The organism is Tolypothrix sp. PCC 7601 (assembly GCF_025677855.1).
GTDB classification, from domain to species: domain Bacteria; phylum Cyanobacteriota; class Cyanobacteriia; order Cyanobacteriales; family Nostocaceae; genus Aulosira; species Aulosira diplosiphon.
The window spans coordinates 13,133-30,095 of sequence record NZ_CP064882.1 but is presented as its reverse complement, the minus strand read 5'-3'; the positions used below and the strand labels follow the sequence as shown (position 1 = coordinate 30,095).

Annotated in this window: 9 protein-coding genes and 1 pseudogene; 4 read left to right on the top strand and 6 right to left on the bottom strand. The window is 37.7% G+C overall.

What is annotated here, in order from left to right:
* Positions 1-131: 131 nt before the first annotated feature.
* A complete protein-coding gene (locus HG267_RS38445; protein WP_052335220.1) occupies positions 132-2,129 on the bottom strand; it encodes a hypothetical protein in 1,998 nt (665 codons plus the stop codon).
* 152 nt (positions 2,130-2,281) lie between these two features.
* Positions 2,282-3,679, bottom strand: a complete 1,398-nt coding sequence (locus tag HG267_RS38440) for an IS4 family transposase (protein WP_071989413.1) — start codon at positions 3,677-3,679, stop codon at positions 2,282-2,284.
* Positions 3,680-3,785: 106 nt separating this feature from the next.
* On the opposite strand from HG267_RS38440, the gene HG267_RS38435 reads away from it, so the two are divergent.
* Positions 3,786-4,166 carry a hypothetical protein gene (locus HG267_RS38435; protein ID WP_045871336.1) on the top strand — a complete coding sequence of 127 codons (381 nt, stop codon included), beginning with the start codon at positions 3,786-3,788 and terminating at the stop codon, positions 4,164-4,166.
* Here HG267_RS38435 and HG267_RS38430 read toward each other — a convergent pair.
* Positions 4,137-7,985, bottom strand: coding sequence for a tetratricopeptide repeat protein (locus HG267_RS38430; protein WP_052335221.1), 3,849 nt, complete (start codon positions 7,983-7,985; stop codon positions 4,137-4,139). The genes HG267_RS38435 and HG267_RS38430 overlap by 30 nt on opposite strands.
* Before the next feature lie 74 nt (positions 7,986-8,059).
* On the bottom strand, positions 8,060-12,163 hold the full coding sequence (locus HG267_RS38425) for a CHAT domain-containing tetratricopeptide repeat protein (protein ID WP_263420107.1): 4,104 nt from the start codon (positions 12,161-12,163) through the stop codon (positions 8,060-8,062).
* 57 nt (positions 12,164-12,220) lie between these two features.
* Between HG267_RS38425 and HG267_RS38420 the strand changes: the two genes are divergently transcribed.
* Genes HG267_RS38420 through HG267_RS38410 form a run of 3 tightly spaced genes read left to right on the top strand, consistent with a single transcriptional unit; the run spans position 12,221 to position 13,944 of the window.
* Entirely contained in the window at positions 12,221-13,069 is an 849-nt protein-coding gene (locus tag HG267_RS38420; protein ID WP_263420106.1) for a hypothetical protein, read from the top strand.
* Positions 13,035-13,265: a hypothetical protein gene (locus HG267_RS38415; RefSeq protein ID WP_263420105.1), complete on the top strand. Its 231-nt coding sequence runs from the start codon at positions 13,035-13,037 to the stop codon at positions 13,263-13,265. The genes HG267_RS38420 and HG267_RS38415 overlap by 35 nt, the downstream gene beginning before the upstream one ends.
* Positions 13,234-13,944, top strand: coding sequence for a hypothetical protein (locus HG267_RS38410; RefSeq protein ID WP_263419980.1), 711 nt, complete (start codon positions 13,234-13,236; stop codon positions 13,942-13,944). Before HG267_RS38415 ends, HG267_RS38410 begins: the two co-directional genes overlap by 32 nt.
* Here HG267_RS38410 and HG267_RS38405 read toward each other — a convergent pair.
* Together HG267_RS38405 and tnpC are read right to left on the bottom strand one after the other, a co-directional pair.
* Positions 13,931-15,397, bottom strand: a complete 1,467-nt coding sequence (locus tag HG267_RS38405; protein WP_045874936.1) for a tetratricopeptide repeat protein — start codon at positions 15,395-15,397, stop codon at positions 13,931-13,933. The genes HG267_RS38410 and HG267_RS38405 overlap by 14 nt on opposite strands.
* 73 nt (positions 15,398-15,470) lie before the next feature.
* A pseudogene (tnpC, locus tag HG267_RS38400) lies at positions 15,471-16,944 on the bottom strand (IS66 family transposase).
* Positions 16,945-16,963 lie beyond the last annotated feature (19 nt).

Sequence of the window (16,963 nt, the reverse complement as noted above, 5' to 3'; positions counted from 1 at the left end):
CCGAATTTTTCCTGGGACTAGAGCAATCTTCCTAGAAAAATCTATGTAACTATTTTTGAGTTGCTTGTAAATTTAGTTACGCCCTTGGCAATACACCAAGGGCTGATTGTTTATTGACGGTTAGACATGATTCATGGAAACAGTTCTTTATATTCGGTATAAGCCTGCTTCCAGCCCTTAGCATTTTTCTCCACTCCCCAAAGGGATTGAATGATTTGGGTTTGTGACATCTTCTTATCCACCATCTGCTTGACGATGCCAACCAATTGTTCACTTGTCAGTGAGGCTGGAGTATAGCGACGGTCGGTATCGATTCCGGTATCATCGGCAAGAGTCTGAGAATCGCCCGTAAATGGGGTAGTATCACTGATTCCGGTATCGTTTCCAGTATCGATACCAGATGATTCCAAAAGCTCAAAAGCCTTATCAGTCGGCTGGTATCGGTCGGTATCACTTGGGTTTGGGTGCAGAGTTGGCGGCGGTGCATCTGATATCACCCAAGTTTCATTAATCCACGCTCTGGCCTGATTCAAAAATTCATCCGGTGACTCAGAGTTGGGTGATTCTCCATCAGTAACAGCCGGGGAATCACTTCTCAACTCAGAGAAATATTTAAGCAGTGTCCGCGCCGGATCTGGTTGCCCAGAATGGGGATTAACCTCAGTTTTTAACCAATCTGGAATGATACCAATTTCACCCAGTGCGATCGCCTTATCAAAACTATCAGGGTCAGCCAGGAAGTAACGCCCAGTGGCCATTGAGATTGACTTCAGGGGAGACAGCTTCTTACTGGTAGCCTCACAACCAATAAAAGTAGCCCCACTTTTGAAAGTATCGCCAAAACCTGCGGTGTTTTTCGTCCCCACCCAAGATGTGAGATTTTTACCATGCAACACAACGAAAATTTGAGCGCCCTTCTTACTGGCGCGAGTGAACAGAAAGCGAATAATCCATTGCTTCTGCTCCGGAGTGAGATAGTCAGACAAAGCCACAGCTTCATCAATCACCAGAATAATGTCTGTGTAACTATTTTGGGTAGCGTTGTCCATCTCCCTTAAATATTGGTACAAATCGCCTGCCACAAGAGCATCAGCCTTTGCACCATCTACTTGGGGGTAACTAAGTCTGCATACTAAGTAATGGCATTGAAACGGGTATATATCATCACCTGCTGTGAAGTAATGAATTTTGGTGTTTGGCTCCAGTGCCTTGCTTAAAATGGCTAAAATCGCCATGAGCGTACCCTTACCACCTCGCTGATTACCTGCAATCACGGTTATTTGGTCACGAATGCACTTGGCGATATCAAAACCACTTTTGGTTAGCGCGTCAATAATTGCGATCGCTCTGCTGTGAAGCGGTAACGCCAAGACTGATTGAATGTCTGGTGCTGGGGTCTGGGGTTTGGGAGGGAGAGCCTGTGAGGGACTGGGCAACTGGACAAAATGCGGTTGTGGCAGTTCAACGAACTTGGGTGAAGGTAGCTTTGGTTGTGGCTGTTGGGATTGTTGCTGAATTAAAGTGACCTGTGCATGGTCAATTCTGGGGTCGGGCGATACCTGTGCCAAATGTTTGCACAACTGCTCAACAGTCGGAAACGCGCCCCTATAAGTGGTGAAATTGTCCAGCAGCCACCTGTAAGCATAGAACCGCTTACCAGCTTCTACGCCCGTGAGAAAATCGGTGAGGGTGTTGGTGTACTGCCGCAGCATCACAAATTCACTACGCTCTGTGGGTGTAAGGTGGTTCATCAAATCCACAATTTCATTGGAGCCTGCAAACCATTCGCCTCTTGCTTCGCTGTCACCCATTGCCGCCAAAAATTCTAAGAAGTTACCCCGCACAAAGGGAATGGGAGCAAAGCAGTGGGAATCGGTCATATCTTGTACCACTGACCAAGCGTAACCCAGACCCGCAACTAACGCACCGATGGGGGCTAGTGGAGAGGTGGCATAACAAACCGCCCCGATTGATGCCGTTGCTAAAGTGACGCATTTGGCTAGGTTCATCCCCGCCCTTTCAGTCTTGGCACGAACCAATAATTGATCCAGCCTTTCTACCAGCCACGGGGCGATGTTACCCGCTTCCCAATACTGTTCGGTTAAGGAAAAAGAGGGGGGTAAGATCAAGAGAAATTTGTTCGCGTATTTATTGCGAGAACTAGAGACTAAAAAAAGATGGACAAATTCTCATACACTCAAACTATGAGAGAGAAAATAGTTAAACTATGAAATTATAAATTGAGAAACAATAAATTACCGTAGCGTCAAACTAAATAGATTCAACTTGCACGTTTAATAATTTGAAAAGATAACTGTTGTCTTGGAGTACAATTATTCCTGTGACTTCGTTTTTTACTCTTAAACTTAGAACGAGCCTTCTTCACCACTCTAGGATTACTTCGCTGTTGTCGTAAAGGTATTTCTAAATCAGAAATTTCCGCCATTAACCAACTATAATATAAATTAATATCCACATTCGTATTTATCTGGCGTTGGAACTCAGGAATAGCACGCCGAATCACTCGTAAACTCCCAACAAAACTTAACCTTAAAGGAGAAATATTCTTCAAATTGCTACTTTGAAACATCAAACAACGTAAACAATAATGAGCCAACAACCAACCATAAAGTTCTTGCACCACTTCACGAGGATTCTTAGAACGAATAGGAATTTTCCTTGCTAATAGATGTACTTTCAACTCATCTAAAGTATTCTCAGCTTCCCATCGCTTATGGTACTCTTGTGCTAACAGCAAAGCCGGAAACTTATCAACATCCATTAAATTAGTAATCAACCGATAGGTTTTTAGAGTACTATCCTCCTCAATCACATATTCAATAATACGAACTGAAATTCGGGTTGCCCCCTTCTTTCTTGACTGTCCATCAGGTGCAATCCAAGATAAATAAGAACCATCTGCCAACGTTTTTACTACTTGAAACTTCACATGGGCAGGAACACGACCAAGGAAATGACCTTGTTGTTGGATGACAGTATGAACCATCTTAAAAGAATGCAATCCTCTGTCCCACATTAATAACATACTAGAATTAATACTGCGTAGTAATTTTAAAGCACCTCTTCTTTCTCCAATACGATAGGGAGAACAAAAAGCATCTATAATTAAATGAGTACCTGCTTCTACCAAAAAGACTAATCTGACTTTAGGAAAGCCTGGATATGTCCCTTTAGGAGAACCAGGATAGCCAAAGACTCTAGCATTTGTGGGAGTATCTGGAACATCAAAAACTGTTCCGTCTACAGCCATAATTCTGAATTCCCCCAAAAAAGCATCAGGTGTTAATATTGTTGCTAAGGGCTTTGCCACCAGTTCAAATAACCTTCTCATTACAGCTGCTCCGGTTCTTTGACGGGCTTCTGTAATTGATGAAGCAGATGGGGGTTGAAGACGTAAACCTGATGGTATGTGTAAAGAACTCAAACCATGAATGAGATTTTTGAACACATCAACAATTGAATCAGATGACCAAAAACTCAAGGCAATGACTAAGGTAACTATGACATAAGTTGGTAATATTCTGAGTCTTCGTTGAGAGCTACAAGTAGTTTCAATAGCCTTGGTGATGGTTTGAGCCGGAATTACCTGTGACAAAGCTAAAAGTATTTGTTGAGAATCTAGACAGGCTGTTTGTGCCTGAAAATTTACCAGTGGCATATGCTAAGAACAAAAATTTTTGTAGAATTTTAGTCTAATGGTCATAATATATTAAATGTTACTTAGTTCTCGAACACATTTCGAGAACATATAAATGTTATTGATCATGTCCACAAAAGAAGATGATCTCATTGCCAGAGCGGAACTGTTGCAACAGGCGATTGCGACTTTGCATCTGATGATTCAACAAATTAAAGCGGTGGGGGAAATTGCGCCTCCTGGTTGTTCTGTTTCCCGTTACCAAGCACGCGGTAAACAAGGGGTTTATTGGTACTACAAGTTACACGCTTCTCAAGCAATTTTCCCTACTTCTCAACCAGGTAAGTTAACCAAATACAAGCATTTAGGGAAAGCTGGAAGTCCTGCTCACATTGATGCGGTTCTCTCGGTTGCTCGAAGGACTCAGGTTGATTACTTACAATCATGTATTGATTCTCTCCGACAAAACTGGGCTGACTTATACAACAGTCTCAAAGAGAAAAAGTAAGTCTCTCAACTTTTTATTGTTCTCGCAATAAATACGCGAACAAATTTTTCTTGATCTGACCCCCTCTTTTTCCTTAACCGAACAGTATTGAATTGCTACTTGGGTATGTTTAGTACCATAGGCTTTCTCGTAAATTGCTAAAGAACGTTGTAAGAGTTTAAGAGATTCCTGATGCTTACCCTGCACATTATATAAACTTGATAGATTATTCAAACTGAGAGCAACATCGGGATGATTAGAGCCAAATATTTTTTCTCTAATCTCTAAGGCACGTTTGATAAATGGTTCAATTTGAATATTTTCTGTTGCTTCACCAAATATTTCTTTGTTGTAGTATAGCACCGCCAAGTTATCAAGATTCATGGCAACTTTAGGATGAAATTTGCCAAATATTTTTTCATTAATGCCTAAAGCCCGATTATATAAAATTTCCGCTTCTCGATTATTTCCTAAATTCTCATAAATTGCCGCCATATTATTTAAATTTTGGCTTATATCTGGATGCTCATTGCTAAATATTTTCTGATTTATTGTTAATGACTTTTGAGCATAATCAAGAGCCTTTGGATAATTACCTTGTTTTTTATATAATCCAGAAAGATTATTATAACTTTGAGCAACTAAATGATGTTCCGAACCAAATACTTTAGTGCGAATCTCCAAAGCACGCTGATATTTATCTATAGCTTCTGGAAAATTATCTAGGTCTTCATATACAAAAGCTATATTATTTAGACTTTGAGCAATAAGGTAATGTTCAAAGCCAAACTTTTTTTCATGAATTTTCAAAGCTAACTGTAATAATTTTAATGCTTCTGTGTAATTTCCTTGCTCTTTATAAAGAGTAGCAATATTATTCAAAGTGTTAGCAACATCTCGATGCTCAGAACCTAATACCTGGGTGCGAATTTCTAAAGCTTCTTGAAATAGTTTCAATGCTTCTGTATAGTTACCTTGTTCTTGATAGATAAATGCTAAATTGTTAAGGATTAGAGCAACGCTTGGATGTTGGGAACCAAATACTTTCTCATTTATAAGTTTGGCACGTTTATAGTAATTAATAGATTCCTGATATTGAGCCAACTCTGTATAAATACCTGCTAAATTATTCAAACTTTTAGCAATAGATGGGTGTTCTGAGTCAAATATTGTTTGACGAATGGCGAAAGCACGTTGATAATTTTTCAGTGCTTCTGAGTAGTTTCCTTGTTCTTGATATAACATCGCCAAATTATTGAGAGTAAGAGCTACTTGAGGATGCTCTGGTACTAATACCTTCTCGTTAATTGCTAGAGCTTGCTGATAGTGTTTAATTGCATCTGAGTACCTTCCTTGTATTTGATAAGAAAAAGCCAAATTATTTAGGCTGAGAGCGACATCTGGGTGTTCAAGACCTAGTATATTTTCTTTAATCTTTAAAGCACGTTCAAATAGAGATAATGATTCTGCATAATTACCTTGTTCTTGGTATAAATTAGCTAAATTGCCAAGATAGGTAGCATATTCAGGATGTTCAGTACCAAAAGATTTTGCAAATATTTTCTCAGAGCGTTGATACAGTTGTAGCGCTTCTTGATATTTTCCCTGCTCTTTATAAACCAAAGCTAAATTGCTGATAATTATAGCAACTTGAGGGTGTTCAGTTCCAAATTGATTTTCACTTATTGTTTGCGCTTTCTTATATAATTGAATTGCTTCTTGATACTTTCCCAGATTTTGATATAAACCAGCTAATGATTGCAGAGATGCTGCAAAATTTTCAGCGCTATAGCTGAGATATCCTGCATCCTCAAAAAGTTTTGCATTTGCTGCTTTTATATATCGTTTTTCAGCTATTGTCAAAGAACGCTTATATAGTTCCTCTGCTTTCTGATAATTTCCTAAGTTTTCGTAAGAATTAGCAAGATTCCTCAAAGTTCTAGTTATCTGAGAGCTTTCACTACCCCATGTTTGTTCTGCTATTTTCAAAGATTTTTCATAAAGAATAATTGCTTCTTTATCATTTCCTAAATAACTATAGACAAGAGCGATATTATTCAGAACGCTAGAATATTTATCTGTTTGAGAATTAGGATTATTTTCATAAATTTTACGAGCGCGTTGATAATACTTTAAGGCTTCTTGATATTTAGCTAAATTCGTATAAACATTACCAACAAAATTCAGGCTCATTACCACATCTGGGTGTTCCGAACCAAGATTTTTTTCTCTGATTTCTAAAAGACGTTGATAATAGGATAATGCTTGTTCGTATTTACCGCGATCGTGGTAAAAATTTGCTAAATTAAAGATATTGCTTACAATCTTAATACTATCCTGACCATGTAACTCAGAATTTATTACTAAAGCACGTTGAAAAAATGATTCAGCCTGAGCGTAGTTTTTTTGTAATTCATTTATTTGCCCAAGAGTGAGAAGCATTGAAGCTTCGCGTTCTTTTTGATTGGGTATTTTTTCATAAATTGTTAAAGCTTCTTGACAACTATCTATTGCTTGTTTATATTGTGTCATCAAGGAATAAGTATCACAAAGAGCGCCAAGATTACCAGCTATATCTTTAGGTTCTTTTAATTGTCGAGAAATAGCCAAAGCTTGCTGATAGTATTTTAATGCTCTGGGATAATCTTCTAATTGTAATCTGTATACACTTCCTATTAAAGATAAAATTTTTTCTTTTGACGTAGTTTTCTTAAGTTCTTGATAGATTAATAATGCTTTATTCAAATAATCCAAGGCGAGTTTTGATTTTTGCTGTTCATAATAACTTACACCAGTGACAGCTAAAATTTCAGCTTCAGATTGGCGGTTTTTGAGTTTTTGATAAATGGGTAAAGCTTGCTGAAAATAATCTATTGCTTGGGAATATTGTTTTAATTTGTGGTGAGATAATCCCATTTGATTGAGAATAAAAGCTTCTTCAGAAAGATTTCCGTTTTTTTTGATGATTGTTAATGCCGATTGATAAAATTCAATGGCTTTATCATACTTATTCAAATCTTGATAAACTGAGCCATTGAGCATCAAAGCTATCGCTTCTGCACGAATATTTTTGACTTGGCGACTTAGTTCTAAGGCTTGATTGAGTAACTCTAAACCTGCTTCGGTTTTACCTAAAGCTCTATTTACTAAACCTAAGAAAGCAATCGTTTCAGGTTCATAAAAGCTATCTTTAATCTGCTGTCGAATTTTTAAAGATTCTTGTAGTGGTTCTACTGCTTCTTTCAATTTATCCTGACTAATATAAACTACACCAATATTAGTTAGTGTCTCGCCTTCTCCTTTTTCGTCATTGACTTCTCGGCGTATAGTCAAAGCTTTTTGAAATGTTTCTAGTGCTTTTGAATATTCTTTTAATCCGCCATAAGTTTCACTCATATTATCTAATACATTACCTTCACCTTGGCGATTATTCAGCTTTTGATAAATAGCTAATGCTGGAGTGAATGCTTTCTGCGCTTCTGGATATTCGCCTAATGAGTTATACACTTCACCCAAATAATTTAATGCTTCGGCTTCACCTAAATAATCTTGTTGTTTTTGTCGCAGTGTTAAAACTTGTTTAAAAGTTTTCTCTGCATCTCTGAGTTTATATTCGCGTAGCTGGGTGATTCCTGCTTGCAATAATTTATCTGTAGATGTTGCTTGAGGAGTAGAGGGAATTGAGTTTTGAGTAATAATTTCTTGTTTTGAGGAAAAAGCAGCTTCGGTTATTCCACTCAATAAAATTGTAAGGCTAATAAATGTGCCTACTCTTATAATTAATAAGTTAAATTTAGCGTTTGGTTTCACTGATTTTTTAGGAGATAATATATTTTGCATGAATTTGTTAGTCTCTTTTATGAGGGTTGGTGATATGTATTTCTAGCTTTTGGGAGGATATGCCAAAACTGAGGCTAAAATTTAGCAGGAGTCCAATCACCAGAAGGAATGAAAGCAGCCCAGTAAAATGGATGTTGGTATTTTTGAGAATTCAACATTTCTAATTGTGTCTGTCGCAAAGCTTCGGAACGTCCTTCATTTTTCATTAATCGTCCATAATATTTCACCATCAATTCTTTAGTTCCCAAATCATCAACATTCCAGAGACTAATTAACTGACTTTGGGTACCAGCCATCACAAAAGCACGACGCAAACCATATACCCCTTCGCCATTGGTGGCTTTACCCACGCCAGTCTGACAGGCGGAAAGTACAACTAATTTAGTACCCGATAAATTTAAGGAAGATGCTTCTAAGGCTGTCAGTACACCATCTTCATCACCACTGCGACGGTTGTTAAATCCAGCTAACGCAATACCGGAACGCAATAGGGGATTTTCAAGATTCTTATTCACCTGACGATTGGAACCAGGTTTAACTATAATTCCACGATTTCCCACAGCTAAACCAACAGTATCTGGAAAGTCTATTTTTTTATCGGTGAGAAAGAACCCGTGAGTAGCGATATGTAAAATACTGGGTGACTGTAATTGTTTGAGAGTATTTTCTGTGGCTTGGTTACCTGTTAGGAGTTTGACATCTTTTAATAAGGGGGTAATGGCTTCGGCTTCTTCCTTTGTTCCTGGTAAGGGTGAGAATTTTAGTCTGTCAAATTCCGAGGAAGGTTTTGCTTGGCGATCGCCTTTTTCTGACACAGATAAGTTACTTGCAGCATTACCAAAATCAATATTTGCCATTACCACAGGTGTTTGACGGCTGGGTGCTTGATTTGATAAGCGCAGTAAGTCACGCCCGGTTGTTAAATAATTAATAGTATAATTTTCTACAAGATAGCGATTATTTTCATCTACCAGCGCAGCGAAGGGAATTAGATTCAGCTGGCTGTCGGGAGAAACTAGCAGTTTTCGCTTGTCACCCAATAGTTTGCGGATGGGTTGCATGAGTTTGGTATCCAAGCGACGCGCAATTGGTTTAACATCGCGGGATTTACTTTGCAGGATGTCACCAAATTCAGAAATTTCTCGATCAATAGCTTCCGCTTCTCCTAAATCTACCCATTGTGGTGCGCCTTGGGATGTCAGGATATATGCTGCATAATGGGGTTTACCATAGCGATCGCTCTTTTTTCCGGCTTTGGGATTGATTAAGGGTTGATACAGCGTAAATTCCACTAAAGCTGCATCAGTAGGTATTAATTTTTGCACTGATTCAATTGTGGTGATTTGAGTGACAGTGCGAAATTCGCTGCTACGTTTAGAGAGTTCTGCTTCTAATTTGTCGTACTCAGCTTGGAGTTTTGCAAATTCTTGACCAAAGTTACTAGATTCAGTATACGTGAGTCTTGCCAGTTGGGAACTAATGGTTGTGAGTTCGTCAAATAATTTTTGGTTTTCTGGGGTAAGGTTTTGTCGTAACCAGCTACGATTATCGCTGAGAACATCAAGTATGCGTCCTTTCCGGCGAAGAATTGCGGTGAGAGCGAGTTTTGCAGCTTCGGGATTATTGGGTGCTGACTGGAGGTGTAAGGAAACTGTGATGTCGGTTGACTCATTAACTAACGCCATCATATAGTTTTGTTTTTGGCGTTCTGAACCAATACCAAGGATAATATTGAGATTGCGATCGCTAATATCTAAACTGCGCTTTCTCACTTCAATGGCACGGTTTATATCACCTTGAGCATGGTAGGCATAACTTTGTAATCTTAAATCTTTAACAACACTTGGATGTTGGGAGCCAAAAAAGCTTTCTGTCATCGAAAGCGATTTTTGTAAGAGTTCCAGTGCTTTTTGATTATTTCCTAAAAGATAATAATTCCAACCTTGGTTACTTAAATTGAGTGCAACTTGGGGATGATTAGTACCATATACTTTTTCTAAGATACCTGAAGAACGTTGTAAAAGCTGAAGAGATTCTTGATATTTGTCTTGGTTATTATATAAAAGAGCTAAATTATTCAGACTGAGAGCAACATCAGGATGATTAACACCAAATACCTGTTCTCGAATAGCTAAAGCACGTTGCATCAATTTTTCTGCCTCAGTATTATTTTCCTGGTGGTAGTAAGTAGATGCAAGATTACTAAGGATTGTTGCAACCATAGGATGATTATTAGCAAACACCTTTTCGCTAACAGTTAAAGCTTGTTTGTATAAAGCTTCAGCCTCTTTATCATTCCCTAAGTCACTATATAGATTAGCCAAGTTTTGCAGTGATTGAGCTACTAAGGGATGCTCATCATTAAATGCTTTTTTGTTAATTTTTAAAGCTTCTTGATATAATTTTAGTGCTTCTGGATAATTCCCTTGGGCTAAATATGCACCAGCCAAATTGTTAAGGCTATATGCTATCTGAGGATGTTCTGTACCAAATACTTTTTCGTTAATTGCTTTAGCACGTTGGTGTAATTCCAGAGTTTGCTTATAGTCAGCTAAGGTTTTGTAGATTTCAGCTAGATTATTGAGGCTTGTGGCAACGTCAGGATGTTCTTTACCAAATGCTTTTTCTTGAATGTATAAAGCGCGTTGACTGAGTTTTTGTGCTTCTGCATAATTACCTTGCTCTGCGTAGAATAGACTTAAGCTGTTAAGAGTCTTGGCAACATCGGGATGTTCAGAACCTAATATTTTTTCTCGTATGGCTAAAGCATTCTGAAATAAAGGAAGGGCTTCTTTATAGTTGCCTAAGTCATTGTAAGTACTAGCCAAATTACTAAGATTTCTGGTACTATTAATATTTTCTATACCAAATACTTTATTGTTGATAGTGAGAGCGCGTTGATGTAACTCTATTGCTTGTTGATATTTTGCTTGTGTAACGTATATTTCTGCTAAATTATTCAGGCTATTAGCAACATCTGGATGTTCGGAGCCTAATCGTTTTTCTCTAATTGCTAAAGCACGTTCATGTAAAGAAAGGGCTTCTTGATATTTACCTTGGTCTTGATATACACTTGCCAAATTATTCAAGCTACTAGCAACATCTGGATGTTCTTCGCCAAATATTTTCTGACGAATTTCCAAAGCACGCTTATATAGAATCATTGCTTGCTGATAATTACCTTGCGTACTATACATTCCACCAAGATTATTTACACTAATTGCAACTAATGGATGTTCATTACCAAATACTTTTTCACGAATAGTCAAAGCACGTTGAAATAAACCCTGCGCTTCTGCAAATTTTCCCTGTGCTAGGTAAATATTGGCTAAATTGTTGAGGTTAGAGGCAACTTGAGGGTGTTCCGCACCAAGAATTTTCTCATTAATAGCCAAAGCGGTTTTCACTAAAGTTATTGCTTCCTGATACTTTCCTAAATCTTTATATACAGAAGCAAGATTACTCATACTTAAAGCAACATCAGGATGTTCTTTACCAAATGCTTTTTCATTAAGAGATAAAGCACGTTGCTGAAGCTTTATTGCTTCGGTATAATTTCCTTTATCTTGATATAAGTTAGCTAAATTATTAAGACTACCAGCTACCACACCAGCTAGCGAGTTAATTCTATAGACATGTTCGCTCAGTTGAGCAGTTAGTGCATTTTGGTATAGCTGTTCGCGGATTTTTAAAGCACGTAGCCAAGTTTTCTCAGCTTCATCATAATTACCTAAGTCTCTATAAGCTGACGCTAGGTTATTAAGCTGAACTGCTAGGTTAAAATCATCCCAAAAGTCTTTCTTTGAATTTTTTTCTGTGATTGTTAAGGCACGTTGATAAAGCCGTAATGCTTCTTGATAATTCCCTAAACCTGTGTATATATTAGCTAAATTATTCAAGGAAGAAGCAACATCTGGATGTTCCAAACCACGCATTTTTTGAATAATTGCAAGAGCGCGTTGACCAACTTTTAATGCTTCTGGATAATTAACCAATTTAATATAAAGGCTGGTCAATTGATTCAAACTGTTAACAACCTCTATATTTTCTTGATCAAGATGTTTTTCTTGAAGTGCTAGAGCGCGTTGAAAATATGGTAAAGCTTCTCGATACTTACCTTGATTGTTGTATAGATAACCTAATCTCCCGGTTCGCTCATTTTTTTCTGAGTTAGCCAAAAAAGTATACCTCTAGATATATTCCAAAAAGAACTAAGTAGGTATAAGTTCGGGTTTATGGAATTTGAACCCAGAATTACAAACGAACGAGTTGATGATATACCCCTACTGCTAACACAACTGGAGCAGATGGGAGTAGAACAACTAATCGATAAACATTTTCCATGTCACGGAAACTGGCAAGGATTAAATCTAGGTAGTGTGGTGGTAATATGGTTAACACACATATTATCGCAAGCAGATCACCGTTTGAACCACGTTCAAGGTTGGGTGAGTAAGCGGTTAGAAACGTTAAAAAGCTTTACGGAAGAATCTTTACGCTCGCTCGATTTGGCAGATGACCGTTTGCAAGCAGTATTACGTTACCTATCTATAGATGCAAACTGGTTTTCATTTGAGTCGGAACTAGGAAGTAGTTTGCTACGGGTGTACGATATTATCCCAGAACAGGTACGTTTAGATAGTACAACGGCTTCAAGTCATTGTGGAGTTAACCCAGAAGGCTTATTTCAATGGGGTCATAGCAAAGACAATCGTCCGGATTTGGCGCAAGTGAAAATAATGCTATCGACATTAGACCCATTAGGAATGCCAATAGCGACGGAAATATTGTCAGGAGAAAAAGCAGATGACCCATTATATATTCCAGCAATAGATAAAGTACGTTCAACAATAAAAAAGTCAGAATTGTTATATATTGGTGACTGTAAAATGTCATCAATAAAGACAAGAACTCATATAGTATTGGGCGGAGATTTTTACTTATGTCCTTTAACAGCCAAGCAAGTATCTAACGAAGAACTAAGCAAATATCTCCAACCAGTTTGGGATGGTCAACAAGAACTAACAATTATAGATTACGAATATGCAGATGCCAAAACCAAAAAATATAGCGGATGGCTTTGAAATAGAGATTATCCATGAAATAGAGATTGATGGGCAAGAAATCTCTTGGTCGGAAAGACAATTAATTGTGCGCTCATTTGCGATTCAAAAAACAGCAGAAAAACATCTACGTGAACGAATACAGAAAACAGTAGATGCTCTAGAAAAACTTAAAGTGCCTCGACGTGGCAAGAAAAAAGCTCACTTCACACTTTGAATGGTTAGAAACATGTGAAGCTATTTTCAACAGATATCAAACAAGTGGATTATTTCAAGTTGACATTCAAACAAAAAGAGTTAAAAAAGTTCAAAAAAGATACCGAGACCGCAAAGCTAGAATAGTAGAAGAACTATGGTTTGACATGAGTTTTAAGATTGACGATTCCGCAGTTCAACACCAAATTCAAATGTTAGGCTGGCGGGTTTACGTTACAAATAAAAATCCAAATGAATTTGGTTTAAAACAAGCAGTTCGTGCCTATAGAGATGAGTACTTAATGGAACGAGGATTTGCGAGGCTGAAAAACTTTCCTCTTTCATTGACTCCGATATATTTACAACGTGAAGACCATATTACTGGTTTAATAAGACTACTGTCTATTGGTTTGCGAGTTTTAAACCTTTTAGAATTCCAGGTTCGCCACAATCTAGAAAAAGAGAAAGAAAAACTTGCGGGTCTTTATGTTGGCAATCCGAAGCGCGAAACTACAAGACCTAGCGCAGAAATAATTCTGGCTGCATTTAAAGAGATTACACTGCTGTTGATTGAGGTGAAAAACGAAATTTATGCTCACTTGACCGCTCTTTCACCTTTGCAGAAGCGTATTCTTGCTTTACTGGGCTTTTCCATCAGTATTTACACTCAACTTGATGGTCAATCTTTTACTCCTGAGTAGTCTTTCTTCTAACTTCCAAAAAAATGGGCGAACTGGGAGCTAATGTCTTAATATTTTTTACTATTTCAATACTCTCTGAACCATATAAAACCTGCTGACGTTTGAGTACTTGTTGATAATATGATTCTGCTTGAGAATAGTTTTGTTGACTTTCATATAATAATCCTATGTAGCCGATAAGATTAATCAATTCTTCCTCTGGTCTTTTGATTTTCTCAAAAATAGCTAAAGCTTGCTCACAACTATCACTTGCTTCCTTATATTTTTTCCAGTCATAGTAAAGATTACACGTTCCATAAAGAATAATACCTTCATATAAAGGTAATTTATTTACTTGAGCAATTGATAAACCTTGCTGATAGTAATCAATAGCTTTTGGATATTGCTGTAGATTGTCGTAAGCCAGTGCTACTGATGCAAGCAAACCTAATTGTGCTGGTGGATTATTGAGTTCTTTAAAAATTATCAATGCTTGCTGGTGGAAATCTACAGCTTGAGCAAATTTTTGTTGCTGGTTATAAATATCAGCTATCTGACTGATAGTTTCTAATTCTAATTCTCGCTGTTTGAGTTCTCGGAAAATTTTTAAAGCTTGCTGATATGATGCTAAAGCTTTATCATACTGTTGCTGTTTACTGTAAATTGATGCAATATTAAGAAATATTTGGGCTGCTTCAGCAGGATTTTTTTGTTTTTGATAAATAGCTAATGCTTTCTGAGCTATTTCTAAAGATTGCTGACTGTATTCACTTGCTTTTTTAGGATTTTTTAACTGATTATAAGCATCTGCAATATAAGCAAGAAGTTTCATTTCTTCCAATACATTACCGCTTTGTCTAGCGAGTACAATTACTGGTTGCATATACTCTATTTGTTTATCAAGTTGTCTTAAAAAAATATGCACAGTTCCTGCTGACATTAGTGCAATACTTTCAGCTTTAGGATTATTTACCTGACGACTAAGTTGTAACGCTTGATTTAGCATCCCAAAACTTTGATCAATGTTACCTAATGCATAGTGACTTAAACCCAATAAAGCAATTATTTCTGGTTCATTAAAACTATCTTTTACTTGTTGTCTAATAGAGAGCGATCGCTGTAAAACTTCTACAGCCTGAGAAAAATAACCTTGGTTTATATAAACTGTACCAATATTACTTAAACTACCTGCCTCACCTTTTACATCTTTAATTTCTTGCCAAATAATCAAAGCTTTTTGAAAATTATCTAATGCTTTTGAATATTTTTTAAATCCACTGTAGGCATTACCAATATTATCTAAAGCTGCTGCTTCTTGTGAACGATTATTTAATTTTTGAGCAATAGTCAATGCTTCTTGAGAAAATTTTAAAGCCTGTGTTGGCTCACTCAATAAACTATAAACTTCACCCAGATAATTGAGAACGATAGTAGTTACAGCAGCATCATTTTCTTGCCGTCTTTGCAATAACACTTGTTGAAAGGTTTTTTCTGCCTCTCTGAGTTTATATTCGCGTAGCTGCGTGATTCCTTGTAAGGATTCAGGTCTAAAATTGAGGAACTAGAGAAGGGCGAGACTGAGAATTAATAGAGTCAGCAATTAGTGCTTGTACAAAAAAATCAATAACAGACAGACTTTGACGACGACAGGTTTGAACCACCGTCAACAAATTGGCAGTATGTTGAAACCGCTCCATCGAACGGGAACCACCACTAACTTTACGTTTTGTCACAGCCAAACGCAGCGATCGCTCGGCTTGATTGTTATCAGGAGGAACTTCAGGGTTGTCAAGGAAATACCACCATTGGGAGGCTTTATCGCGCAAGGAACGTAAAAGGTTTCCTGCTGTAGCTCCGGCTAAGTTAATCCAGTCATCAAGTGTTTGTTGCAATTTAGATTTGAATTGATTGACCCAATCGTTATAACTGGCGCAGTCAAGAGTCTCAAACCATTGGGCATAATTTCCAAAAGCTTCATCAATTAAATCCACAAATGCTTCACCAATAGCTTGGTTGTGAAGACCTGGAAGTTGAATTAGTTTTTTGAAGTGACGGCGTAGATGAGCCAAACATTTCTGCTGCTCAGGCACCGCATAGCCATTGTAAACACTAAAATCATCGCTGCTGATTACCCCTGTATATTTAGCCCCTAAAATGGCTTCTAGTTCTGCTCTGGAACGAGTGTCAGCAGCAGTAAACAGGCAAAACTCAGAATTGGCAACTACCCACAACCATTCTTTAACTCCCTTGACAGACCAAGGTGTTTCATCCACATGAATGTTAGGTTGTGTCTGTTTTACCCAATTACTTAACTCAGTAATGCTTGGTTGAATCGCTGTTTGAATTCGTTCATTTGTGGTGACTAAAGTTCCCAGCCCAATTTCAATTTGACCTAACTCCCACAACATTTCTTGCTGTTTTTCATAGGGCATATGTGCATAATTATTTGCCCATCCTAAAAATGCCTGTAAAGAAATCCCTAAATCCTGTCCTGGGATGATATCTTGTGACCAGGAGGCTGTTTGTATATTGCCACAGTACTCACACTGGCACGTATGGCGTTGATACTCAACTATTTCAATGGGACGCTCCACTAGTTGCGCTACAGACTGTTTTTCTACTTTTACTGCCACAGCCGCAAACGCTTTTTGACCACAACAGACACAATCACTTGGACGTAAGATTTCACAACGATCTACTCTACCAAAACCCTTACGGGTCTTACCTTGATGCCCTGGTTGCCCACCTGGCTTTCTTTTGGGATGATTTGATTCTTCTTGCGGTGCTGCTTTTTTTGTTTTCACTCTTTTTGAGGATGTCCCCTGATGGCGGCTTAGATGAGGTTTTGCTGTCTAAATCTCTGCTGACTTTTAAACGTTCTATTTCTTGCTGTAGTTCTAATACTGTTTTCTGTAATTCACCTATTACCTTGCTCTGCTCAATGATTATCTCTACCAGTTCTTGTTTCGATAACTGGTTCAAGCTTTCCCGGTCTAAATCTTGAGGCAGGTTTTGGTTCATATCTGTGATACTCCTCCTC

Coding starts and splice junctions, on each gene's coding strand:
- HG267_RS38440 (WP_071989413.1), bottom strand. CDS start 3,679: ATGCCACTGGTAAATTTTCAGGCACAAACAGCCTGTCTAGATTCTCAA.
- HG267_RS38435 (WP_045871336.1), top strand. CDS start 3,786: ATGTCCACAAAAGAAGATGATCTCATTGCCAGAGCGGAACTGTTGCAA.
- HG267_RS38430 (WP_052335221.1), bottom strand. CDS start 7,985: ATGCAAAATATATTATCTCCTAAAAAATCAGTGAAACCAAACGCTAAA.
- HG267_RS38420 (WP_263420106.1), top strand. CDS start 12,221: ATGGAATTTGAACCCAGAATTACAAACGAACGAGTTGATGATATACCC.
- HG267_RS38415 (WP_263420105.1), top strand. CDS start 13,035: ATGCCAAAACCAAAAAATATAGCGGATGGCTTTGAAATAGAGATTATC.